The organism is Corynebacterium wankanglinii (assembly GCF_013601005.1).
In the GTDB taxonomy this organism is placed as follows: domain Bacteria; phylum Actinomycetota; class Actinomycetes; order Mycobacteriales; family Mycobacteriaceae; genus Corynebacterium; species Corynebacterium wankanglinii.
The window spans coordinates 70642-93521 of record NZ_JABFED010000007.1 but is presented as its reverse complement, the minus strand read 5'-3'; the positions used below and the strand labels follow the sequence as shown (position 1 = coordinate 93521).

Sequence of the window (22880 nt, the reverse complement as noted above, 5' to 3'; positions counted from 1 at the left end):
CCGCTGTGAAGTACCACGTCCGACGCCTTGTCGCGCTGCTGATTGTCATCCTGGTCATCCGCGCGGGTGCGAAGGCACTGCTTCACGACGCCCCTTCGGACCCGCCACCGCCCGAGCCCACGCAGACCACGTCGGTCGCGGCGGAGCCCCGCCGGCAAGCGGCCAGCTCAATTGCCCAAGCCCGACCCGTGGAGATGGTTGTGCCGGTGCTGGGTCTGCGCGCCGGTTTCGAGCAAGCGGACTGCCGCGTGGTGGACGGCAAGATCGACCCGAAGACCATGGATAAGGCATGTGCGCTGACGGGTGAGGGCTATCCGTATGCGCTGCCCGGCACGGACGCGGGCGACATCGTGGTGGTGGCGGGCCACACGGGCGCGGGCGTGAACGCGGTGTTTAACAAGCTTTACGACGGCAAAGCCGAGCACCACAACGTGGCCAAAGGCGACACCTTATTTATGCGTACCGAATCGTCCGGGGAGGACTGGCTGAAGTACACGGCGACCGACCTGCACGAGCCGGACAAGGGGGCGCTGGCGGGCAACGCCGAGATTTGGGGGTCAGGCCCGATGCCGGGGCGGCTGCTCACCATCTCCTGTATCCAGCCCGCGAATCCGCTCGCGGACAGTGTGCGCAACGCCGTGGTGGGGTGGCAGCTGGCTGGGGTCGTCACCGGAGAGGAGGTGCAGGCGGCCTTCGAACCTCGGTAGCGTGCGATTTTCCAGGCGTTTTCCAAAAAGTCTGAAGTTTTTGTTGAGACCTGTGTGAAACCAGTTTACTGTTGGGGCGTAACCCTCGACTTGAGGTTAAGACTTCCCGATAGGAGCCCCCGCATGAAGCGCACCATTCGCACGCTGACCGCTGCCACCATGGCTGGCGCGATCGCGTTCTCTGCCACCCCCGCCGCACACGCCATCGAGCCGGACCAGCTCGCCCGCTTGGTCGAACAGGGCCTGCCCGAGGCCTTCACCGACGAGGCCGGCAACTACTACCGCCTGGTTGGCGGCGAGTACGTCAAGTCGGAGCTGCCCGCGACGGCCGCAGACGTCGCAGCAGCGCCGAAGATTGTGGAGAACGCCGACGGGAGCTTCTCGGTTGAGGGTGGCGTCAACCCCCAGCCCGCAGACCCGGCGCCGGCGACGGCCCTGGCGGATCTCCCGGGCAACGTGGACATCGCGGTCGAGGGCGACCAGGCAGCAAACGTGGATGCCGTCGTCGAGGGTGTTACTGATACCCGCGCCGGTGCCGCTGGCCGCGTCGCCGAGGCGAAATGCGGCAAGGACTCCTGGTACCTGACCAAGGACGGCAAGGCGTACGTGGCGGATGAGAAGCTTGTGGACGCTGCCCAGCTGCCCGCCGACGCCAAGGTCCGCACCCCCGAGTCGGTGCAGAATGACTGCGTGTTCGTCGACACTGCGGCTGGCGACGACGCCGGTGACGCTGCGGCTGCCCTGTCCCCGGCCGCGATCGCGGGCATCGCTGCCGCGGCTGTCGGCCTGCCGATCGTGATCGCTGGCGTGACCTACTTCCTCAACCAGGACGGCGAGACCCTGGTCGGCTCCTCCGACCGCGTGAACCAGCAGCCGACCCCGGAAGAGAAGGCCGCTTCCGACCGTCTCCGCGCAGAGCACGCTGAGGAGATCGCGGCACAGCAGGCTGCTGCTGCAACCCGTGGTGTTGAGGCCGAGACCGGTTCCAACACGGTCGCGCGCACCCTGTTCGCGCTGGTAATCGCGTCCGTGCTGGGCGCCGCCGCCTTCCTTGCAGGTCGCCGCTTCCTGGTGTAGCCGTCAAACCCCCGAGGAGACCCCAATGAACCGCCCCACCCGTGTTGTCGCAGGCCTGGCCGCCGTGCTGATTGCTGTACCTGTGGCCGCCGCAGCGCAGGACCTGCCCACCCAGACCGCTGACGCGCGCGGCGAGCAGTACTTCCTCAACCAGGAAGGTACCCACTACGTGCGCAGCGCGCAGGAAGCGGCCAAGCCGTACGCGCAACTGGACGCCTCGCAACAGGAGCGTGCGGTTGCTGTCGCGGACGCGGCGGTCGCAGGTCTCATCGACTCCGGGGTTATCCGCGACCAGCCTGCGGACCAGCCGACGGACGCCCCGGCCCCGGAGAACGCTCCCGAGGAGCCGCTCGGTGCCGAGGACGTCGACCCATCCGTCGAGGCGCCGGTGGCAAACGGGCTGATCAAGTATCCGCCGGTGCTGACCCTGGACGGCAACACCTACTTCCTGAACAAGGACGGCCACACGTTCGTTGCCGACGTCACCCGTGTCAACGCCGACGTCACCCCGGAGGAGGCGGCGACGTCAGAGGCGTTGGTTTCGGCCAACACCGGCGAGGTCGGGCGCCAGGGGCTCGAGGCGGCAAGGGCGGGGGGCGAAGCGGACGTCGACAAGCAATATGCGGCTCCTGCCCGCGGTCTTGAGGCGGAAACCGGTTCGAACACCCTCGTGCGCGCCCTGTTCGCGCTCGTGTTCGCGTCCGCGCTCGGCGCCGCGTTCTTCGCGTTCGCGCGCCGCCGCCTTGTCTAGGTTCAGCGCATTCACCGCGGTTGGCCGGGGCCAGACCAATGGTATTCTCTGGCCCCGTGAACTATAGACATCTTCTTTCCGCCACCTGCGCCTCCGCGATCACCCTCGGCGTTGTAGCCGCACCGGCGGAAGCGGCCGTCGACCCCATCGGCCGCGAGTGCAAAGCTGCCACCGCCGCGGCGAAACTGGGCCAGCCGATTCCCAACATTGGCAACTTCGTCTTCGGCCCCAACGAGAACGTCATCGACGGCAACCTCGTGCGCATCTACGCCCCCGACAAGTACAAGCCGTACGTCACCAAAGCCACCGACCAATGGACGAGCGCAACCGGGGGCCTGATCCGCTTCGAGTACGTGAACCAGCCCGGCTACAAGGTTGTCACCGTGCGCGAGGCAAACCTGGGCGGTTACGTCGTGGGGCGTGTCCAGGGCACGGTGGACAACATGCAGCTGCTGCTCAACCCGGACATCTTGCGCAACGGTTACACCGACAGCCTGGTCATGACCATCACCCACGAGCTCGGCCACGCCATGGGGCTTGCGCACTCCTGCGACGGCGCGCTGATGAAAGACGGCTCGAACCGCGGCAAGGTGGCTACGACACTGCAGCCTCTGGACGTGCAGGTGCTCATCCAGGCCAACAACCTCCGCCAGTACGGCGGCCGCCCGGCGACAACCACGACTGCAGCGCCCGCGCCGCAGACGCTCGAGGAAGCTCAGGCAGCGCTTGCCGACGCCAACTCCGCCCTCACCGCCGCCCAGCGCAACCTCGACGCCGCGCAGGCCAAGTACGACGCGATCCCGGCGTGGCAGATTCTCAGCAAAACAGCTGCTGAACAGGAAGTTAACGCTGCACAGGGGCGCGTTGCCCGCGCCCAATCAGCGGTGCAGTCCGCAGAGGCCCTCGTTGAGAAATTCTCGCCGACTCCGGCGCCCGAGGCTCCCACGGCATCGCCCACTACCGCAGTGCAGACCGCTGCACCGGCGACGACCTCTGAGCCGTCGATCGTCTACGTCACCGAGACCGTCCCCGCCCCAGAGCCGACCGTTGAGCCCACCTCCGAAGCCCCGCAGCCCGTGACCTCCACGGTGGTGGTGGAAGATGAGCCGACGCCAGAGACCACATCCTCGGAGGCTGAGCCGACTACGTCTGACACCCAGGTTGCGTTACCGAAGCCGACTTCCCTCCGCGAGGCGCAGCAAGCTTTCGAGGTGGCCCAGGCCGAGTACGTAGCGGCACTCGACGCGCTACAGGTCGCACGGGTCACAGGGATCGGCTTGGCCAAGGCCCAGGAAGAGTTCGCAAACGCCCTGGCCGCGTACGGTCAGGCGAGCGAGAACCGGCGAGAATACATCGCCGCCCACCCGGATGAGGTGCTCGAAACCACCTCAAACCAGCAGCCTTCAGCACCATCTGAACCGTCACCGACGACAACCTCCGCGCCTTCGAGCGAAGAGCCTGCGCCGTCGTCAACTGTGCCGACTTCGGCCCCGTCTCCGGTTGGAGCTGCAACGTCCACGCAACAACCCTCGCAGGCGCCGTCTACGACCACGACCCAGAAGACGACCGCAATCTCTGTGAGCACCCCGGCGCAGTCCTCGACCAAGCAGCCGACTTCGTCGGAGGCTGCAGCGACTCCGGCGCCATCGACGGTGCAAGCCGTAACTCCCGCGCAGGAAACGACTTCGACCGTGACAACCACGCGCACGGCTGCGCAGCAGTCGACCGCGACGCGGGCAACTAAACTTGCAGTGTCGACCTCCTCGACCACGACGCAGCGTGTTTCGATGGCGCCTTCCAGCACGCCCCAGAGGACGACCTCAATCTCTGTGAGCACCCCGGCGCAGTCGTCGAGCAGTACGCCAGCGTCGTCGGAGGCTGCAGCGACTTCGGCGCTATCGACAGTGCAAGCGGCAACACCCGCGCCGCAGGCGACTCCGACCGCGACGCGGGCAACTAAACTTGCAGTGTCGACCTCCTCGACGATGCCGAGCTCCTCTGAGATCTCGACGTCGGCGACAACGTCTGCGAACTCCTTGACCTCCTCGACTTCCGCGAGCACCACGAAACCGCGGGAATCGGAGGCGGCGGGGACCACCGTGGCTTCGATAAGTGAAGAGCACACTTCGACCTCGAAGCCGAGCAACGTCATTGAGATCACCGGGGAGCACCGCGCTACCACGATGCAAGTGGGGCCGACTCGGGCACCGAGCAGTGCGACGACGAGCCGCGAGCCAGAAACGACTTCGAAGCAGGCACCCGTGGCTACCACCAAGGTGACGACTTCTACCGAGCCGGCAGCCGCAACGCAACCTCAGTCGAGCACATCCGCTCCTGCGATCTCCCGCGAAACCAGCACGGTAAACGTGGACATCACCGTCACCAACGGCGATCAACGCGACGTGAAGGAGGGCGACGCTGTTACGAACGGTGGATCGCCCGTCGCTGCGATCATCATCCCCGTTGTCGCGCTGCTGCTCGCGGCGCTCGGTGCTACAGGTTGGGCGCACATGAACGGTTTGTTCTAAGCCTCGCGCAGACGCGGAAGGGGAATGTGGCGGAAAGTAGCGCGATTGTCGATTCTGGGGTGCTCGGCAAGGGCGGTATAGCAGTCCGCTCCAGCCCGCTATACCGCCCGCGGCGAGCGACTGGGTTTTCCCAGGTTATATTGGAAAACGTTGTCGATTATTCACACGTGGTATAGCAGGCGAGGCGCGCTGCTATACCACGTGGGCGCAAGGGGAGGGCAGAGGGGCGCAGGGGGCAGAGGTCAGCCAAGTCAGAGCAGCCGAGTCAGAGCAACCTACCCGGGGCAGCGGGCACAGACCCGAGGCCAGCGAAGGCCAAGACCGGGAACAAAAGAAGCCGGGCCGCGCAAGGAGCGGGCCCGGCTTTAGACGTCGATAGGCAAGAGCCTAGTTTTCCGTCTTGGCTTCCTTCTCGGCCTCGAGGCCCTCGCGGGAGTTGTCGCCCACGCGCTTGAACTCGTCGAGCGCGGCCTGCAGGATCGCTTCGGCCTCAGCCTTGTCGCCCCAGCCGGAGCCGGTGACTTCCTTGTTCGGCTCGAGGTCCTTGTAGTGCACGAAGAAGTGCTCGATCTCGTCCTTGACAAAGTCGGAGACGTCGGAGATGTCCTGGTAGTTCTCGTAGCGCACGTCGTCGATGACGCAGAGCAGTTTGTCGTCTCCGCCGGCCTCGTCGGTCATCTTGAACACGCCGATCGGGCGCGCGATCACGGTCACGCCGGGGAAGACGGGCTCCGGGCAGATGACCAGTGCGTCGAGCGGGTCGCCGTCGTCGGCCAACGTGTTGTCGATGAAGCCGTAGTCCGCCGGGTACGCCATCGGGGTGAACAGGTAGCGGTCGAGGAAGACCTTGCCGGTCTCGTGGTCGACCTCGTACTTGTTGCGGGAGCCCTTGGGGATCTCGATGATGACCTCGATAGCCATAACTTCTCCTTCGTTCGGTGTCTGAGTTCGGTGAATGACCGCACGCCATCTTACTTCGGCTACCATCTTGGCCGATGAAGGTATGGACATGGGTCGGCAGCGCCGTCGCACTCGCCGCCGTCGGTGGGGTGGCGGGCTTCGGCATCGCGGCGCACGAGCAGCTCTCCGAGATCACGCACGAACCTCCGTACCGGCTCCAGTCCGCCCCTCAAGCGCTCGAGCCCGCGACGCCCTCGCCTATCGACGACGCTTCGCTGCGCACCACCCTGGCCACCCTCGCCGACAATCCTGCGCTGGGCACCTTCCACGGCCGTGTGTCCACGGCAGACAACGAGACGGTGTTTGACCGAGCCTCAGACGAGCCGTTGCAACCTGCGAGTGTGACGAAGGTGCTCACCGCCTCTGCGGCCCTGCTGAGCTTGGGGGCGCAGGACCGAATCACCACCGAAGTGGTGCGTGGCGCGGACCCGGGCGCGGTGACCATCAAAGCTGCGGGCGACGTGTGGCTCGACGCTGAAGCGCTCGACGACCTGGCCGAACAGGTTGGCACCGCGGATGCCGTGTACATCGACACCTCCGCGTGGGACGGCATGGCCGAGATGCTGCCCGGCTGGAACCCGCTGGACATCGACGGCGGGTTTGTCGCGCCGCTGCAGCCGGCGATGCTTTCGGGCGGGAGGTTAGGCGGGGAGACCACCGGCGACGTGCCGCGCTCCCACGCCCCTGCTCTAGACGTGGCGCAGGCGCTGGCGGACCGCGTCGGAGCGCAGACCGTCGGCCTGGGCCCTGCGGACGGGGAGGTTGTCGCCGCGGTGGAGTCGCCCACCCTGGTGCAGCGCCTGGAGCTGATGATGAAGAATTCCGACAACGTCTACGCGGAAGCCATCGGCCGCGAGGTGGCGCTCGAGCGCGGGACGAAGGACGGGCCGGGTGCGACCCTGTCGGTGCTGGAGGAGCGCGGCTACGACACCTCTGGGGTGGTGCTGCGCGACAACTCCGGGCTGTCCACGGAGGACCGCATCGCGCCAAAGCTTCTCAACGCCCTGTTGCACGACGCCGTGGCCGAGCCCGCTTTGCGGCCCCTGTTGTCCGCCCTTCCGGTCGCCGCGGGTGAGGGCACGCTCGAGGACCGCTTCGGCGACTTGCCGGGCCGCGGATGGGTCCGTGCAAAGACCGGCACGCTCGATGGCACGGCCTCTCTTGCTGGCACGGTGACCAGCGTTAACGGCAACGTCTACACCTTCGCGCTGATCTGCAACGACGCCGACGTGCTGGCGGCGCGCCGGGCGATGGACGAATTCACCTCGGCGCTGCGGAACTTCTGATGCAACCGTTCTGGCCGCGTCGCTCGCGGCACTTTCTCGCTTGTCGACGAGCCGTCCGGCCGTTCGACGCACCTGCGGTGATCGGCCTGTCCGGCGGGCCCGACTCCCTCGCCTTGGCCGCGGCCGCCGCTGCGGAAGGCAAGGACGTGCGCTGCGTGGTGGTGGACCACGGCCTGCAACCCGGCTCGGCGCAGGTAGCCGGGCAGGCAGCCCGCGCTGCCCGCGGGTTCGGGTTGCGCGCCGACGTGGCACGCGTGGAGGTCGGCGCGGGCAACCTCGAGGCCGCCGCCCGCGAGGCTCGCTACGCCACGCTGCTGTCGTACGGGGAGGATGTGTGGGTCGCCCATACCGCCGACGACCAGGCCGAGACGCTCGTCCTTGGCGCCTTGCGCGGGAACCCGTCGGGGATGTCTCCGCGCAACGGCCGGGTCGTAAGGCCGTTTCTGGGGGTGCGCCGCGCGGATACGGTCGGTGCGTGCGAGGAGCTGGGGCTCGAGCCCTGGCACGACCCGATGAACGCGGACCCCGCCTTCCGGCGCGTGGCCGTACGCCGCCAGGTGCTGCCCCTGCTAAGCGAGCTGCTTGGCGGCGACGCCGTGCCCGCACTCGCCGCCACCGCCGACCGGATCGCGGCGGACCAGGCGCTGATTGCGTCGCTGACCGACCTCACGCCCACCACCTCGTGTGCGCAGTTGCGGGCGGATGCGGGGCCGGTCCGGAGGCGTCGATTAGCGGCGTGGCTTCTGGGCGAGGGCGTGCCAGTGCAGGGGGATCAGTTGGCGGCGGTGGAAGCCTTGGTGGTGGATTGGCATGGACAGGGCCCGGTCGCGGTTGCCGGCGGACGAAAGGTGGTGCGCGACGGCGGCACGTTGGCGCTTACGTAGGCCAAACCCCGCAGGTGGTTGTACCTTCTCGCAGCCAGGTGGCAAGATGTGGAAGTTACGCGCACGTGAACGCAAACTGACGCGCAAGAACCGCGAGAGGGAAGGGCCAGCCCATGACCGAGTTGCACGACACCAAGGACTACAACGTCCCACCGCACCGCTACGGCGATGACGTGGAGGCGATCCTCATTCCGGAGGACGTGCTGCAAAACCGTATCCAGGAACTGGCGGACATGGTCTCCGAGAAGTACCGCGACTCGGAGGAAGACCTCATTTTGGTGTGCGTGCTCAAGGGTGCCGTGTTCTTCCTCACTGATTTCGCCCGCAAGCTCGCTATCCCGGCTGAGATGGAGTTCATGGCCGTGTCTTCCTACGGCAACTCCACTACCAGCTCGGGCGTCGTGCGCATCCTGAAGGACTTGGACAAGGAGATTGCCGGCCGCGACGTGCTGGTGGTCGAAGACATCATCGATTCTGGGCTGACTTTGTCCTGGCTGCTGCGCAACCTGCGTAACCGGAACCCGAAGAGCCTCGAAGTCGTTACTCTTCTGCGCAAGCCGGACGTGCAGACGGCGCAGATCGACCTGCTGGACATCGGCTTCGATATTCCAAACGAGTTTGTCATCGGCTACGGCCTGGACTACGCCGAGCGCTACAGGGATTTGCCGTATGTGGGCACGCTGCATCCGCGCGTGTACGCAGACGCTGACTAGAACAAGGGTTTATGAGCAAAAATACAAAGGTTTTGCGGTGGGGCATCATCGGCGCCATCGCGCTCATCGTCCTCTATCTGCTCACGCTGATCGGGGACGATTCCCGCGCCTACCAACGCGTGGACACGTCTGTAGCTATAGAGCAGCTGCAGAACCACAATGCGGAAGAAGTGCAGATCGACGACCGCGAGCAGCGCGTCCGCATCGACCTGCGTGAGCCGATCACCGTAGACGAGCGCGAAGGCGTGGAGTCCATCTCGGCGCAGTACCCTGCCCGCACCACCCCGGACATCTTCGCCGCGGTGCGCGAGTCGGAGGCGGACAAGTACCAGACGAATGTGACACAGGAATCTTTCCTGATGTCCATGCTCGGCTTCATGCTGCCGATGGTCCTGGTCTTCGGCCTGATCTTCTACTTCATGTACCGCATGCAGGCCGGCGGCGGTGGGCCGTTCGGCATCGGCGGCTCCAAGGCAAAGCAGCTGACCAAAGACAACCCGACCAACACGTTTGCGGACGTGGCCGGCGCGGACGAGGCGGTGGACGAGCTGCAGGAGGTCGTGGACTTCTTGACGGATCCGTCCATTTACGAAAAGCTCGGTGCGAAGATCCCGCGCGGCGTGCTGCTGTACGGCCCGCCCGGCACGGGTAAGACCCTGCTGGCGCGAGCAGTCGCGGGCGAAGCCGGCGTGCCGTTCTACACCATCTCCGGCTCCGACTTTGTGGAGATGTTCGTGGGCGTGGGTGCCTCCCGTGTCCGCGACCTGTTCAAGCAGGCGCGCGAGAACAGCCCGTGCATCATCTTCGTCGACGAGATCGATGCCGTGGGCCGTCAGCGCGGCTCCGGGATGGGCGGCGGCCACGACGAGCGCGAGCAGACCCTGAACCAGCTGCTGGTGGAGATGGACGGTTTCTCCGGGCGCGAAGGCGTGATCCTCATCGCGGCGACGAACCGCCCGGACATCCTGGATCCGGCCCTTTTGCGCCCGGGCCGCTTCGACCGTCAGATCCCGGTAACCAACCCGGACCTGGCGGGCCGCGCGCAGATCCTCAAGGTGCACGCGAAAAACAAGCCGCTTGCCGAGGATGTCTCCCTGGACGCCCTGGCCAAGCGCACCGCCGGCATGTCCGGCGCCGACTTAGCCAACGTGCTCAACGAGGCCGCGCTTCTGACCGCCCGCATCGGCGGCAACGTCATCACGGCGGATGCGCTGGAGGAGGCCACGGACCGCGTCATTGGCGGCCCGCGCCGCTCCAGCAAGGTCATCTCGGAGCACGAGAAGAAGGTCACCGCCTACCACGAGGGCGGGCACACGCTCGCCGCGTGGGCGCTCAAAGACATCGAGCGCGTGTACAAGGTGACCATCCTCGCGCGCGGGCGCACCGGCGGTTTCGCCATGACCGCGGACGAGGACGACAAAGGTATGTACACCCGCGACGAGCTGTTCGCCCGCATGGTGTTCGCGATGGGCGGCCGTTCGGCGGAGGAGCTCGTCTTCGGTGCGCCCACAACCGGCGCGTCCAACGACATCGAGCAGGCCACCAAGATCGCCCGCGCCATGGTCACCGAGTACGGCATGACCTCCGCACTCGGTGCGGTGAAGTACGGCCAGGAGCAAGGTGATCCTTTCTCCGGCCGCGGCGCCGGAGGCTCGCTGGAGTACTCGCCGGCTGTCGCGGCGAAGATCGACGAGGAAATGCAGTTGCTTCTCGACGAAGCGCACAAGGTCGCCTACGCCACTCTCGAGCGCTACCGCGACGAGCTGGACACGCTCGCTTCGAAGCTCCTGGAGAAGGAGACGCTGCGCCGCGGTGACTTGGAGGCCATCTTCGACACCGTTGAGCCGACCCGCCCGGTGCTTCCCGCCCACGACTCCCGTTTCGGCCGCCAAGACAACCGCGAGCCGGTGAAGACGCCGGTGGAAATTGCCAAGGAGCGCGGTGAGGAGCCGCCGAAGCGCTTCTCCATCCTGGAGGCGTCCAAGGCGACCCGTGAACGTCGCCGCGCCGAGCGCGAGGCGGAGCAGAACCCGGCGCCGAAGAAGGGCTCCACCCGCTGGCAGCAGCCGAAGGCAGGCGCGCCGAACTACGGTGGCCCCAAGCCGCCGGAGGGGTGGACGTATAAGGGCGCTCCGCAGCAGCACCCCGGTGCGCAAAACTACCCGGCCGAAAACACCGAGCAGATCGGGTTCCGCCTGCCGGAGCACGAGCGCCCGGACCACGCGTCTCGCGGCCCAGAGCCGGAAACCACTCCGGCGACCCCGGACGAGGAAACGACCCAGCTGCCGCGCGAAGAGCGCCAGCCGAGGCACAGGAGGGACAATGACTAACGCGAACTTCGACCGCGAGCGCGCGGAGGCTGCGGTGCGCGAGCTGCTCATTGCGGTAGGTGAGGACCCGGACCGCGAAGGGCTGGCCGAGACACCCGCCCGTGTCGCCCGCGCCTACGAGGAGGTCTTCGCGGGCCTGCGCGAGGACCCCAAGATTCACCTGGAGAAGTCTTTCGCCGAAAACCACCGTGAATTGGTGCTGGTGCGCGACATCCCCATTTACTCCACGTGCGAGCACCACCTGGTGCCCTTCTACGGTGTCGCCCACATCGGCTACATCCCTGGCCCGGAGGGCAAGGTCACCGGCCTGTCCAAGCTTGCGCGCCTGGCGGACATGTACGCCAAGCGCCCGCAGGTGCAGGAGCGGCTCACCGCTCAGATTGCAGATGCGATTGTGGAGAAGCTCGACGCTTCCGCAGTGATTGTTGTCATCGAATGCGAGCACCTGTGCATGGCCATGCGCGGGATCCGCAAGCCGGGCGCGACCACGACCACCTCGGCGGTGCGCGGCGGTTTCCAAAACAACGCGGCCTCGCGCGCGGAAGTACTGAGCCTGATTCGGGGATAAGCCATGACCACCGTTGCCGACCTGACCGCGCCCGGACGCACCACTGTGATGGGCATTGTCAACGTCACGCAGGACTCGTTTTCAGACGGGGGCAAGTGGCTCGCCGCGGACGACGCCATCGCCCACGCGCACGAACTCGTCCGCCTCGGCGCGGACATTATCGACGTCGGCGCGGAATCCACCCGCCCCGGCGCCACCCGCGTCCCGGCGGAGGTGGAGGCCGAGCGCATCCGCCCCGTGATTCGGGCGTTGCATGCCGACGGCATCCGCACGTCCGTCGACACCATGCGCTCCTCCACCGCCTTGGCCGCCGCGGAAGAGGGCGTGGACCTGATCAACGACGTCTCGGGCGGGTTAGCGGATGACAACATGTACCGCGTGATGGCCGACACCGGCCTGCCCGTGTGCCTCATGCACTGGCGCGCGGACGCCTTCGTCAACGCGTCCGGCGCGGCGGACCATGGCGGGGACGTGGTGAGAGATGTGCGCGAGGTGCTTGCGGAGCTCGTCGATAAGGCGACGGCGGCTGGCGTCCAGCAGAGCCAGATCACCCTGGATCCCGGCCTCGGTTTTGCAAAGACGGCCGCGGACAACTGGGCGCTGCTCCATGCGCTGCCGGACTTCGTCGGCGGCGAATTCCCCATCCTCGTCGGCGCCTCCCGCAAGCGCTTCCTGGTGGAGATCCGCGCCGACAGGGGCCTCGAGCATTCGCCTCTCGACGCCGATCCCGCCACCGCAGCCGTCACCGCGCTTGCTGCCCAGGCTGGTGCCTGGTGTGTGCGGGTGCACGAGGTGGCGGTCTCGCGCGACGCGGTGGACGTGGCAGCGAGGTGGCGACATGGCTGACCGCATTGAACTCACGGGCCTGCAGTTCCACGCCAACCACGGCGTGCTCGAACACGAAGCGGAATTCGGCCAGACATTTTCGCTGGACATCACGTGCTGGCTGGAATTTGCCGACGCGGCGCGCGACGACGATTTGACGCAGACCGTCAACTACGCCGAGCTCGCCGACACAGCGCTGCGCATCGCGACCGGCACGCCGCGGCAACTGATCGAGACCGTGGTGGTAGAGATCGCCGAGACAGCGATGCGGGACTACGACGCGCTGCACGCTATCGAGGTGACGTTGCACAAGCCGCACGCGCCCATTCCGGCCGTGTTCGAGGACGTCGCGGTGGTTGCGCGGCGCTCGCGGAAGCGGATGTAGTCATGCGCGCGGTGCTGTCGTCTGGGTCGAACATGGGGGATGCGCGCGCGCATTTGCAGTCGGTGGTGGACGAATTCGCGGGCGAGATCGTCGCTGCGAGCTCCCTCTACGCCACGGCGCCGTGGGGCAAGACGGACCAGCCGGACTTTCTCAACCAGAGTCTGCTCGTGGAGGTAGAAAATTCACCGCGTGAGCTTCTCGCCTGCTGCCAGGAGCTGGAGCAGCGTGCAAACCGCGTGCGCGAGGAGCGGTGGGGACCGCGCACCCTGGACGTGGACATAGTTTGGATAGAGGGCTACACCTCCGATGACCCGGAGCTGACCGTGCCGCACCCCCGCGCGCACCTGCGCCAGTTCGTGCTCGCGCCCTGGCTTGAGGTGGATCCGGAGGCGGTGCTCGACGGAGTGCGGATAAGCGAGCTCCTCGACGGCCTCGGCGACCAGGGGGTGCGCAAGCTATGAAACGCACGCCGTACGAAGGCTTGATTGCTGTCGCCGGGTTCTTCGCGGCCGCGGCGGTGATTCTGGTGCGGCGGTTCTACGGCCTGCTGGAGTCACTGGACATGGTGGTGCCGCTGTCGCTGTGGGTGATGGCGGCGATCGCGGGCTGGCTGGCGTGGGTGGTGCGCAAGCGCAGGCAGGAGGGCAAGGTGGGCTTGGACCGCAGCCAGCTCAACCCCATGCAGGCGGCCAACTTTATGGTCTTTGGCAAGGCCTGCGCGTGGGCGGGGGCTGTGTCTGGTGGGGTGTACGCAGGCACGCTGAGCTACGTGCTGACCAAACTCAAAGTGCTGGCCGCAGCACCGGGGGATGTTCCGCCGCTGGTCGCCGGGTCGCTGGGAGGGCTCGCGCTGTGCGTGGCGGGCATCGTGCTGGAGAAAATGTGCGAGGTGTCGCCGCCCAACGAGGGGCAGGGCGTTAGCTAGAGTGATGGGCATGAGTGCCCAGAATGCGTCCCCAGACCGCACGAGCCTGTGGGTCATCGTGCCGTTCGTGGTCGCTGTGATCGGCACCGTGGTCATGCTGTTTACCAACTCCGCCAACGCGTTGAAGGTCGCCCTGATCTTCGCCCTCTGGGCTGGTGCAGCTGGCATCCTGGTCAACGCTAAAGTGCGCCGCGACCGCGATGCGGCTGCGTCGGAGGCCGCGGCCGCGGAGAAGCGGATGCACGAGCAGGAGGAGCGCCACCAGGAAGCGCTGGCGGCCAAACCTGCGGCCCAGCCGGTTGACGTGGAGGCGTTGCGGGAACTGCAGGATCAGATCCAGGCGCTGCGCACCCAGTTGGAGGAGCTTAACGGCCGCGTCTTCGAATACGAGCCTGCCGCCGTGCGCGCTTCCGCCCGCCGGATCAGCGAGCTCGAGCCGACGCCGAAACCGGAACCGAAGCCAGAGCCCAAACCCGAGCCAAAGCCAGAGCCGCAACCGTCCCCGAGACCGTCCACGGACGACACAGTGGTGATTAGCCGCGTGCGCCCCACCGGCACGTCCCGCCCCACCGGCGCGCCGAGCTCCGACGCGATCGCCGGCCGCATCGGCACCCAGCCGTCCTCCCGCCCGGCGCGCAACCCGCTGTCCGACTTGATCAACGAGCGCGAAGCGGAAAAGGCGAAGCCGGAACCGAAACCCGAACCGGTGCCGGAACCGCAGACCGAGCAGCGCACGGGACGCCGCCGCCGCGACGAGCGCGGTGACGGCGCGCTGTCCGTCGCTGAGCTGCTCGCGCGCCAGGGGAAGTAGATGCCGCCACGCCTGCTCGTAGGCGCGGTGTTCGGCCCGTCGCCGCTGGCGGAGCAGTTCGAGCGCGCCGGGCACACCGTCCGCCCGCTGGACGTGCGCGAGGATCCCGGTGCGGTCGCGCATGTGGACCTCGTGCTTCTCGACGGCCCGTTGGCCGACATCCGCACCGCCTCCGAACTCGTGGCGGACTACGCCCGCCCGCGCCAGATGTTCTTGCATACGGCGCTGGACGAGGGCCAGCAGCTGCTGGACGAGGTGGAGACCTCACATGCCATCACGATGTGCGCGCATAACTTGTTCGACAACGTGTGGGTGACCTCTGCCGCGGACGAGCTGGGGGAGACGGTTGTGGGGTTGCTCATCACGGAAATTGGCGGGGTGAGCCTGCGCATCAACGACCAAGCCCGGCCGCTGATCGCCGCAGCACAGGAGCTGCGCGCCATGGAGTCGGTGGTGCGCGACGACGCGATGGAGCTGCTCACGCACGCCGTGCCGGATTTCGAGGCGGTTGTGCAACAGTTCCTGAGCGCCCCGCACGGCCAGCGCAGCGCCCACGACCCGGAGCACCTGGAGCGGCTCGTCGCGGCGGTGCCGGACCCGGGCGCCAAGCGTTTGTTTGTGGACCTGGTGCGCCGGCGTGGTGAAGTTGACGGCGACACCGACACGGAGCTGTGGGCGATACATAAGTACGAGGGAGGATAAATGGCGTTTGAACCAGGCCAAGCTGTGGTGGTCACCGACGAGAAGTTGCTTGCCACCTACGGCCGCGCATTCCGCAAGATCGGCAAATCTGTGGTCGTCGTGCCGCTGGGGGATGCGATCCACGGCGGGCACGTGGAGCTGATCCGCGCGGCGAAGTCGCTTCTTGGCTCTTACGTGGTGGTGACCTACTCCGGAAAGGACGTGCCGGAGGTCTTTGCGGAGGAAAAGGTCGACGTAGTCTTCCACGGCGCGCTCGCCACGTCGGTGCGCGTGGATTCCGGCGTGGAACCGCTGGAGAACCCGGAAGACACGCAGCGCGAGGTGGCGCGCATCCTGGCCACCATTAACGCTACCCACGCCACTGACGTGGTCCTCGGGGAAAAGGACTTCGAGGTGCTGGTGGCCACCCAGTACGCGGTGTCCGGACTGCGCGTCGAGTGCAAGCTCCACAGCGTGCCCACGGTGCGCACACCCGACGGGTTGGCGCTGTCGAACAGGAATGCGCGCGTAGCCGTCGATAAGCGGGACGCTGCGCTCGCGCTTTCGGCCGCGTTGACCGCCGGGGCGCACGCCGCGGAGCACGGGAAGGCGCGGGTTCTGGAAACCGCCCGCGGGGTGCTTGAGGCGGCTGGAGTGGAGCCGGCGTACCTGGAGCTGCGGGATCTAGCCATGCGTGAGGCGCCCGAGGAAGGCGACGCCCGTTTGCTTGGTGCCGTGGATCTTGGGGGTGTGCACCTGACGGACAACGTGGGGTTGCCGCTGGGGGTCGGCTTCAAACACGTCGAGGCTTGACACCCGGTAGACTTTCGCGCATGTCCAACGCCACTATCGCCGGAATGCTCGCCGACCGCTTCGGGTTCACCTTCACGCCTGAGCAGGTTGAGCAGACCGGGAGTACCGAGACGTCCACCCTCTACACCGCCACCGACGACACGGGGCACGGCGTGGAGGTGGAGGTTTTCGGCACTCCCGTCGATTCCGCGGTCGGCGAGGAAGTCAACACCCTGAACTCCCGCCTGGCACTTGCGGCCCACCCGGGCGCGTTCCAGCCGCGCAGCGTCGGCACCACCGAGGACGGAAAGCTGTTCGTCCTGCGTGAGGCCCCCACTGGTACGCCGCTTTCAGATCTCATCGCGGAAAAGGGTGCGACGTTCACGGCCCAAGAGGTGCGCGACCTGCTCGCACCTGTTGCAGAGGCGATCGACGATTACGACCTCAAGGGCCTGTCCGGCTTCGTCGCCCGCTCCATCACCCCCGAGCGCCTCTTGGTGCAGCCGCAGTGGTCCAGCACGCCGGTCAAGCTCACCCTGGTGGGGCCGAGCACGGACCCGGCGGGCAGCGACGAGGAGGCGGCGCGCGCCAACGTTGAGAAGTTCGCAAACGTGGTGGCGCTGATGACGGGGGAGCAGCCGCGTGACGGCGCCCGCACCTGCGCCGGTGTGTTGGAGACCGCGCCGGCGGAGCAGGTGGACATTGAGCGCCCCGACGACTCGGTGGCACCGCGCCCGCAGGACGGGTACCGCAAGCCGCCGGAGCCCTACGCGTACGGCGCGGACGGCAGCTACGCGCGCCCGGAAGAGCCGAAGAAGAGCACACCCTGGCCGTGGATCATTGCCATTCTCGCACTACTGCTGATCGCCCTGGGCGCACTCTGGTACTGGAGCACCCACCGCGGCGAGGAGTGGACTGGCGCCGAGGCGCAGATTGCGGAGGCGTACCCGAAGGTTGTCTCCGAGCGCGCCGGACTGAAGGGTTGGAAAGACCTCACGTGCGAGTCCGGTTCCGCCGACGTCGACCAGGTGGGCAAGATCCGCTGCGCGAACGAGAGTCTCGGTGTGTCTGTGGCCCAGTACGCCACCCAAGCGGACCGCGACGATGCGGTGCCGGATCCGAGCGAGGCCGTTGTTCTGGGGTCTGGGGAGTGCACCATCTACTCCTACGAACTGCCGGACGCCACCCCGCCGGCGTTTGTGATGACGCCTCAAGACAAGCCTGAGTACCTCTTCATCGTTAATGGCGACGACGCGGAGAACCAGCGCCTAGACCTCCCCGTCTGCGAATAAGCTACGATTATTCGCCGTGACTACGCAGGACTTTTCAGAGCAGCAGCAGATCCGCCGGGAGAAGAGGCAGAGGCTTATCGACGAAGGGCGGGACGCCTACCCCGTTGAGGTCGACCGCACCACGTCTCTGAAGGACCTGCGTGCGAAGTACGACGGCACGCTTGAGCCCGGGGACGAAACACAGGATGTGGTCGCCGTCGCTGGACGCATCATGTTCCAGCGCAACACCGGCAAACTCTGCTTTGCCACCCTGCAGGAGGGCGACGGAACCCAGCTGCAGGTCATGCTCTCCCTCGCAGAGGTGGGTGAGGAGGCTCTGGCGCAGTGGAAGGCGGACACCGACCTCGGCGACATCGTCTCTGTGCGTGGCCGGGTCATCGCGTCTAAGCGCGGCGAGCTGTCCGTGATGGCCACGTCTTGGCACATGGCCTCCAAGGCCCTGAACCCGCTGCCGGTGGCGTTCGCGGACATGAACGAGGAGCAGCGGGTGCGCCGCCGCTACACCGATCTCATCATGCGCGAGGACGCCCGCACGAATGCCATGACCCGCATCAAGGTCATCGCGGCTGTGCGTAAGTACCTGACGGGCCTGGACTTCGTGGAGATTGAGACGCCGATGCTGCAGACGCTGCACGGCGGTGCGGCAGCCCGCCCGTTCGTCACCCGCTCAAACGCGCTCGACATCGACTTGTACCTGCGCATTGCCCCTGAGCTGTACCTCAAGCGCGCCGTCGTTGGCGGCATCGAGCGCGTCTTCGAGATCAACAGGAACTTCCGCAACGAGGGCGTGGACTCTTCCCACTCCCCGGAATTCACCATGCTGGAGACCTACCAGGCGTGGGGCACCTACAAGGACGGCGCCGCCACCATCAAGGGCCTAGTGCAGTTCTGCGCGGAAGAGGTCTTCGGCTCCCAGAAGGTCACGCTCGCGGACGGCACGGAGTACGACTTCGGTGGGGAGTGGCAGGTCTTGGAGATGTACCCCTCGCTCAACGAGGCGCTGCAGCGCAAGTTCCCGGGCCAACCTGAGGTCACCATTGACACGGACGTGGACACGCTGAAGGGCATCGCCGCCGCCATCGGCTTGAAGGTGCCGGAAAACGCCGGCTGGCTGCACGGCAAGCTGGTGGAGGAGATCTGGGAGGAGCTGTGCTCCGACCAGCTCTACGAGCCGACCTTCGTGGTCAACTTCCCGGTGGAGACCTCGCCGCTCACCCGCGACCACCGCGACAAGCCCGGCGTGACCGAGAAGTGGGACCTGTACGTGCGCGGCTTCGAGCTGGCCACGGGCTACTCCGAGCTGGTGGACCCGGTCATCCAGCGCGAGCGCTTCGAGGACCAGGCCCGCCTGGCCGCCCACGGCGACGACGAGGCCATGGTGCTCGACGAGGACTTCCTGGCCGCCATGGAGCAGGGTATGCCGCCGACAGCCGGCACCGGCATGGGTGTAGATCGCCTGCTCATGGCCCTGACCGGCCTGGGCATCCGCGAGACCGTGCTGTTCCCGATGGTCAAGCCGGAGGCGTAGCTGGAGCGCTCCGCTTGGAGCTGGTGGTTATAACCAACTAAAGTTTGGTGCGATCAATCTTTTGTGATTGGAAGGAGCGCCACCATGGCAACCACCAAGGCAAGCCTGGAGGACCAGGCTGCCGATATCCTCGCCGGCATCGGCGGGGCGGACAATATCGCGTCCATGACGCACTGCGCGACGCGTCTTCGCTTCGAGCTAAACGACACCTCACTGGCGGACAAGGACCGCCTCGAGGCGAACCCGAAGGTGATGGGCGCCGTCCCGCAGGGCGGAAGCCACTACCAGGTCATCGTCGGCGGCGACGTGGCCACGGTGTACAACGCAATGAACCGCCTGCCGGAGATGGCCGGCCGCGACGTGTCCAACGAGGACCTGAAGGCCCAGCAGCGCGACAAGGCCAAGGGCAAGGTCCCGTGGCTGGACGCGTTCTTCGAGTACCTCTCCGACTCCTTCCGCCCCATTTTGGGTGTGCTGCTCGGCGCGTCGCTGATCATCGCTTTCGCCGCATTCCTGGACGCGTTCGGCATTGTGGACTTCCGCGCAGAGGTGAAGACCCCGGGCTGGCAGTTCGTGGACGCGATGTGGAGCTCCGTGTTCTTCTTCCTGCCGGTCGCGGTGGCTTACAACGCGGGCAAGAAGCTGGACATCGACCCGTGGGTGCCGGCCGCGGTCATGTTGGCGCTGTTCACCCCTGACTTCACCACGCTGGAGGAGCACCCGGACGCCCGCGTGGTGGACATCTTCGGCGAGCCGACCAACGTGGTCGACGTCTTTGGGCTGCCGATGATCCATAACGCCTACAACGGCAACGTGTTCGTGCCCCTGATCATGGCCGCGGTCGCTGCGTTGCTCTACAAGGGCCTGCAAAAGATCATCCCGTCCGCGGTGCACATGGTTTTCGTGCCGTTTTTGACGCTGCTGGTCATGATCCCGGTGACCGCGTTTTTGATCGGCCCGTTCGGCTACCTACTCGGCGCCTGGATCGGCACCGGCCTGGCGTGGATGAACGGCAACGCCCCGTTCGTCTTCGCGCTCCTGATCCCGATGCTCTACCCGTTCCTGGTGCCGCTGGGCCTGCACTGGCCGCTCAACGCGCTCATGCTGGTCAACATTGACACGCTCGGCTACGACTTCATCCAGGGCCCGATGGGTGCATGGAACTTCGCCTGCTTCGGCGCCACCGCCGCGGTGCTGGCTCTGTCCATCCGCGACCACGACCCGCTGATGCGCCAGACCTCCGGCTCCGCCCTGGCGGCGGGCCTGCTCGGCGGCATTTCCGAGCCGTCGCTCTACGGCATCCACCTGCGCTACAAGAGGATCTACCCGCGCATGCTCGTGGGCTGCTTCGCAGGCGGCTTGACCATCGCCATCCTGGGCAACCCGTACGGCGGTGTGAAGACGGACGCGTTCGTGTTTACCTCCATTCCGACCATGTTCGTGTTCGACCCGATGTGGGTGTACATGGTCGCCATCGCCGTGGCTTTCTTCACCGCCTTCTTCATCATCCTCATCACGGATTACCGCACCCCGGAGGAGAAGGCCGAGGCCCTGGCCCGCGCGGCTGCTGCCCGCAACGACGAAACCGAGGAGGCTGAAGAGGTCGCTCCGGCGCAGGTTGCGGCGGAGCAGGCGTCGCAAAGCAATGTGGTAGCCCCGATCGCGGGCGAGGTCGTGGCGATGGAGGCGCTGAATGATGCAGCCTTCGCGTCCGGCGCGCTCGGTCAGGCAGTCGGTATTACGCCTGCGAACGAGACCCTCACCGTGGTCGCACCCGCGGCCGGCAAGGTGATCTCGGTGGCTAAGACGGGCCACGCCTACGGCATCAAGACGGACGACGGCGTGGAGCTGCTCGTGCACATCGGCATCGACACCGTGAAGCTCGCCGGCGAGGGCTTCACCCCGCTGGTGGAGAAGAAGCAGATCGTCGCTGCCGGCGACCCGCTGGCGGAGGTGGACTTCGCCGCTATCGCAGAAAACGGCGTGGACACCACCGTGATCACTACAGTGGTGAATGCGAAGAAGCTCGGCGGCGTCAACGACGTGGCGGACGGCACCGTCGTCGCCGGGGATCCTGTCCTCGAGGTCGTTCCGAAGGTGGAAGAACATGTCTAACCGCACTGTCCTGCACGGCATCGGCGTCTCCGCCGGCACCGCGTCCGGCCCCGTCGCCGTGGTCACGCCCGCCGTGGGCATCGACGAACACGAACCGGCCTCCGTCGACCCGGAGGCAGACGGCGAGCGCATCCGCGGTGTGCTGCAAGACGTCTCAGCGTCGCTTTCCGCACGCGCCGAGCACGCGAATTCCGACGCCTCCAAGGCCGTGTTGGAGGCGACGGCGGCGTTGGCAAACGACAAAGGCTTGATCCGTGGCGTGGACAAGGAGCTGAAGAAGGGCGCCGGCGCCACGAAGGCCATCCACGACGCGGTGGAGGTCTACGCCGCCAAGCTGCGCAAGCTCGGCGGGTATATGGCCGAGCGGGTCACCGACCTGTACGACATCCGCGACCGTGCCACCGCCCGCCTGCGCGGCTTGCCGGAGCCGGGAATCCCGGATATGGCGGAGCCGTCCGTCCTGGTCGCGCACGACCTTGCGCCGGCTGAGACCGCAACACTGGACCAGAACCTGGTGCTGGGCATCATCACCGAGGCCGGCGGCGCGACCTCCCACACCGCCATCCTGGCCGCGCAGCTGGGCATCCCGTGCGCGGTGCAGGTCAAAGGTATTGCCGAAGCGATTATCGACGCCCCTTCGGTCGCCCTCGACGGCGGCGTGGGCGAAGTCATCGTCTCCCCCAACGAATCCGATGTAGCGGAATTAGAGGAGCGTTCCCGCCGCCGTGCGGCCGCCCTGGCCGGATCTTCGGGCGAGGGCGCAACCCGCGACGGGCACAAAGTGAAGCTGCTGGCCAACATCGGCACCGCCGAGGACGCGGAGAAGGCGGCGAAGCTGGACCTCGAGGGCTCCGGCCTGTTCCGCTCCGAGTTCCTCTTCCTGGACCGCGAGGCCGCACCGAGCGTGGAAGAACAGGCCGAAACCTACACCAGAGCCCTGCGCGCTTTCGGCGACCGCCGCGTGGTGGTGCGCACCCTGGACGCGGGCGCGGACAAGCCGCTGTCGTTCGCGGACCTCGGGGAAGAAGAAAACCCCGCGCTGGGCCGCCGCGGCCTGCGGCTTTCCCAGGCGCGCGAGGATCTGCTGACCGACCAGCTGGAGGCGCTAGCAGCCGCAGGCCAAGCGGTACCGGACGCGGAACTGTGGGTCATGGCTCCGATGGTCGCCACCGTGGAGGAGGCGAACTGGTTCGCCGAGCGCGCCCGCGCCGCTGGCCTGGCCAAGGTTGGTGTGATGGTGGAGACCCCCGCCGCTGCGATCCGCGCCCGTCAGGTGCTGGAGGAGGTGGACTTCGCCTCCATTGGCACCAACGACCTGTCCCAGTACACGATGGCCGCGGATCGCATGCAGGGTGAGCTCGCCGAGCTGCTGTCCCCGTGGCAGCCTGCCGTGCCGTCCATGATCCGCGAGACGTGCCGGGGCGGGGAGGCCACAGGCAAGTCGATCGGCGTGTGCGGCGAGGCGGGCGGCGACCCGCTCATGGCCCTCGTGCTGGTTGGCCTGGGTGTGAAGTCGCTGTCCATGGCGCCTGGCAAGGTACGTGCGGTGCGTGCGGCACTGCGCCTGCACGACTTCGACACCTGCCGCCAGATGGCCAACTTCGCCGTCGACGCCCGCACCGCTGCGGGTGCCCGCGAGGCCGTGTTCAACCTCGCCGATCCGGTGTTGAAGGATCTGCTCTGATCCACGGAATCGACGTCGATAAGCACGGGCGTTGTGCC

Annotated in this window: 21 protein-coding genes; 20 read left to right on the top strand and 1 reads right to left on the bottom strand. The window is 66.8% G+C overall.

Translation table 11 applies throughout. The features are described from left to right. The first annotated feature begins 5 nt into the window (after positions 1–5). From HMA55_RS09655 to HMA55_RS09640, 4 genes are all read left to right on the top strand, one after another. The gene (locus HMA55_RS09655) at positions 6–707 is read left to right on the top strand and encodes a sortase family protein (RefSeq protein ID WP_181192836.1); all 702 of its coding nucleotides are present in this window, start codon (positions 6–8) and stop codon (positions 705–707) included. A gap of 123 nt (positions 708–830) precedes the next feature. Further along, positions 831–1784: a hypothetical protein gene (locus tag HMA55_RS09650; protein WP_181192835.1), complete on the top strand. Its 954-nt coding sequence runs from the start codon at positions 831–833 to the stop codon at positions 1782–1784. A gap of 25 nt (positions 1785–1809) precedes the next feature. Next, complete coding sequence (locus HMA55_RS09645) at positions 1810–2535, top strand: hypothetical protein (RefSeq protein ID WP_181192834.1); 726 nt, start codon at positions 1810–1812, stop codon at positions 2533–2535. 56 nt (positions 2536–2591) lie between these two features. Next, positions 2592–5063: a hypothetical protein gene (locus HMA55_RS09640; protein ID WP_181192833.1), complete on the top strand. Its 2472-nt coding sequence runs from the start codon at positions 2592–2594 to the stop codon at positions 5061–5063. A 387-nt stretch (positions 5064–5450) separates the two neighbouring features. Here HMA55_RS09640 and HMA55_RS09635 read toward each other — a convergent pair whose 3' ends face one another. Next, positions 5451–5984, bottom strand: a complete 534-nt coding sequence (locus HMA55_RS09635) for an inorganic diphosphatase (RefSeq protein WP_181192832.1) — start codon at positions 5982–5984, stop codon at positions 5451–5453. A 74-nt stretch (positions 5985–6058) separates the two neighbouring features. Between HMA55_RS09635 and dacB the strand changes: the two genes are divergently transcribed. The 16 genes from dacB to ptsP all read left to right on the top strand — a co-directional run bounded on the left by dacB (position 6059) and on the right by ptsP (position 22842). Then, entirely contained in the window at positions 6059–7309 is a 1251-nt protein-coding gene (gene dacB / locus HMA55_RS09630; RefSeq protein ID WP_181192831.1) for a D-alanyl-D-alanine carboxypeptidase/D-alanyl-D-alanine endopeptidase, read from the top strand. After that, entirely contained in the window at positions 7309–8193 is an 885-nt protein-coding gene (gene tilS / locus HMA55_RS09625; RefSeq protein WP_181192830.1) for a tRNA lysidine(34) synthetase TilS, read from the top strand. The genes dacB and tilS overlap by 1 nt, the downstream gene beginning before the upstream one ends. 113 nt (positions 8194–8306) lie before the next feature. Further along, positions 8307–8906, top strand: a complete 600-nt coding sequence (gene hpt / locus HMA55_RS09620) for a hypoxanthine phosphoribosyltransferase (protein ID WP_181192829.1) — start codon at positions 8307–8309, stop codon at positions 8904–8906. Positions 8907–8917: 11 nt separating this feature from the next. Continuing rightward, positions 8918–11236: an ATP-dependent zinc metalloprotease FtsH gene (gene ftsH, locus HMA55_RS09615; protein ID WP_181192828.1), complete on the top strand. Its 2319-nt coding sequence runs from the start codon at positions 8918–8920 to the stop codon at positions 11234–11236. After that, entirely contained in the window at positions 11229–11804 is a 576-nt protein-coding gene (gene folE / locus HMA55_RS09610) for a GTP cyclohydrolase I FolE (RefSeq protein WP_181192827.1), read from the top strand. The genes ftsH and folE overlap by 8 nt, the downstream gene beginning before the upstream one ends. 3 nt (positions 11805–11807) lie before the next feature. Then, positions 11808–12650 carry a dihydropteroate synthase gene (gene folP / locus HMA55_RS09605; protein WP_181192826.1) on the top strand — a complete coding sequence of 281 codons (843 nt, stop codon included), beginning with the start codon at positions 11808–11810 and terminating at the stop codon, positions 12648–12650. Then, the gene (folB, locus tag HMA55_RS09600) at positions 12643–13014 is read left to right on the top strand and encodes a dihydroneopterin aldolase (RefSeq protein ID WP_181192825.1); all 372 of its coding nucleotides are present in this window, start codon (positions 12643–12645) and stop codon (positions 13012–13014) included. The genes folP and folB overlap by 8 nt, the downstream gene beginning before the upstream one ends. A gap of 2 nt (positions 13015–13016) precedes the next feature. Beyond that, entirely contained in the window at positions 13017–13475 is a 459-nt protein-coding gene (gene folK, locus HMA55_RS09595) for a 2-amino-4-hydroxy-6-hydroxymethyldihydropteridine diphosphokinase (protein ID WP_181192824.1), read from the top strand. Beyond that, the gene (locus HMA55_RS09590) at positions 13472–13939 is read left to right on the top strand and encodes a DUF3180 domain-containing protein (RefSeq protein WP_181192823.1); all 468 of its coding nucleotides are present in this window, start codon (positions 13472–13474) and stop codon (positions 13937–13939) included. The genes folK and HMA55_RS09590 overlap by 4 nt, the downstream gene beginning before the upstream one ends. A gap of 10 nt (positions 13940–13949) precedes the next feature. Then, positions 13950–14750 carry a DUF6779 domain-containing protein gene (locus HMA55_RS09585; protein ID WP_181192822.1) on the top strand — a complete coding sequence of 267 codons (801 nt, stop codon included), beginning with the start codon at positions 13950–13952 and terminating at the stop codon, positions 14748–14750. Further along, positions 14751–15452, top strand: a complete 702-nt coding sequence (locus HMA55_RS09580) for a 6PGD fold domain-containing protein (protein WP_181192821.1) — start codon at positions 14751–14753, stop codon at positions 15450–15452. After that, positions 15453–16244 carry a pantoate--beta-alanine ligase gene (locus HMA55_RS09575; protein ID WP_181192820.1) on the top strand — a complete coding sequence of 264 codons (792 nt, stop codon included), beginning with the start codon at positions 15453–15455 and terminating at the stop codon, positions 16242–16244. 20 nt (positions 16245–16264) lie between these two features. Beyond that, positions 16265–17515: a protein kinase family protein gene (locus HMA55_RS09570; protein ID WP_181192819.1), complete on the top strand. Its 1251-nt coding sequence runs from the start codon at positions 16265–16267 to the stop codon at positions 17513–17515. Positions 17516–17531: 16 nt separating this feature from the next. Then, entirely contained in the window at positions 17532–19043 is a 1512-nt protein-coding gene (gene lysS / locus HMA55_RS09565; protein ID WP_181192818.1) for a lysine--tRNA ligase, read from the top strand. Positions 19044–19127: 84 nt separating this feature from the next. Next, positions 19128–21158 (top strand): glucose PTS transporter subunit IIA, encoded by a 2031-nt coding sequence (locus tag HMA55_RS09560; RefSeq protein WP_181192817.1) that lies wholly within the window; start codon positions 19128–19130, stop codon positions 21156–21158. Further along, on the top strand, positions 21151–22842 hold the full coding sequence (ptsP, locus tag HMA55_RS09555; RefSeq protein WP_181192816.1) for a phosphoenolpyruvate--protein phosphotransferase: 1692 nt from the start codon (positions 21151–21153) through the stop codon (positions 22840–22842). Before HMA55_RS09560 ends, ptsP begins: the two co-directional genes overlap by 8 nt. Positions 22843–22880 lie beyond the last annotated feature (38 nt).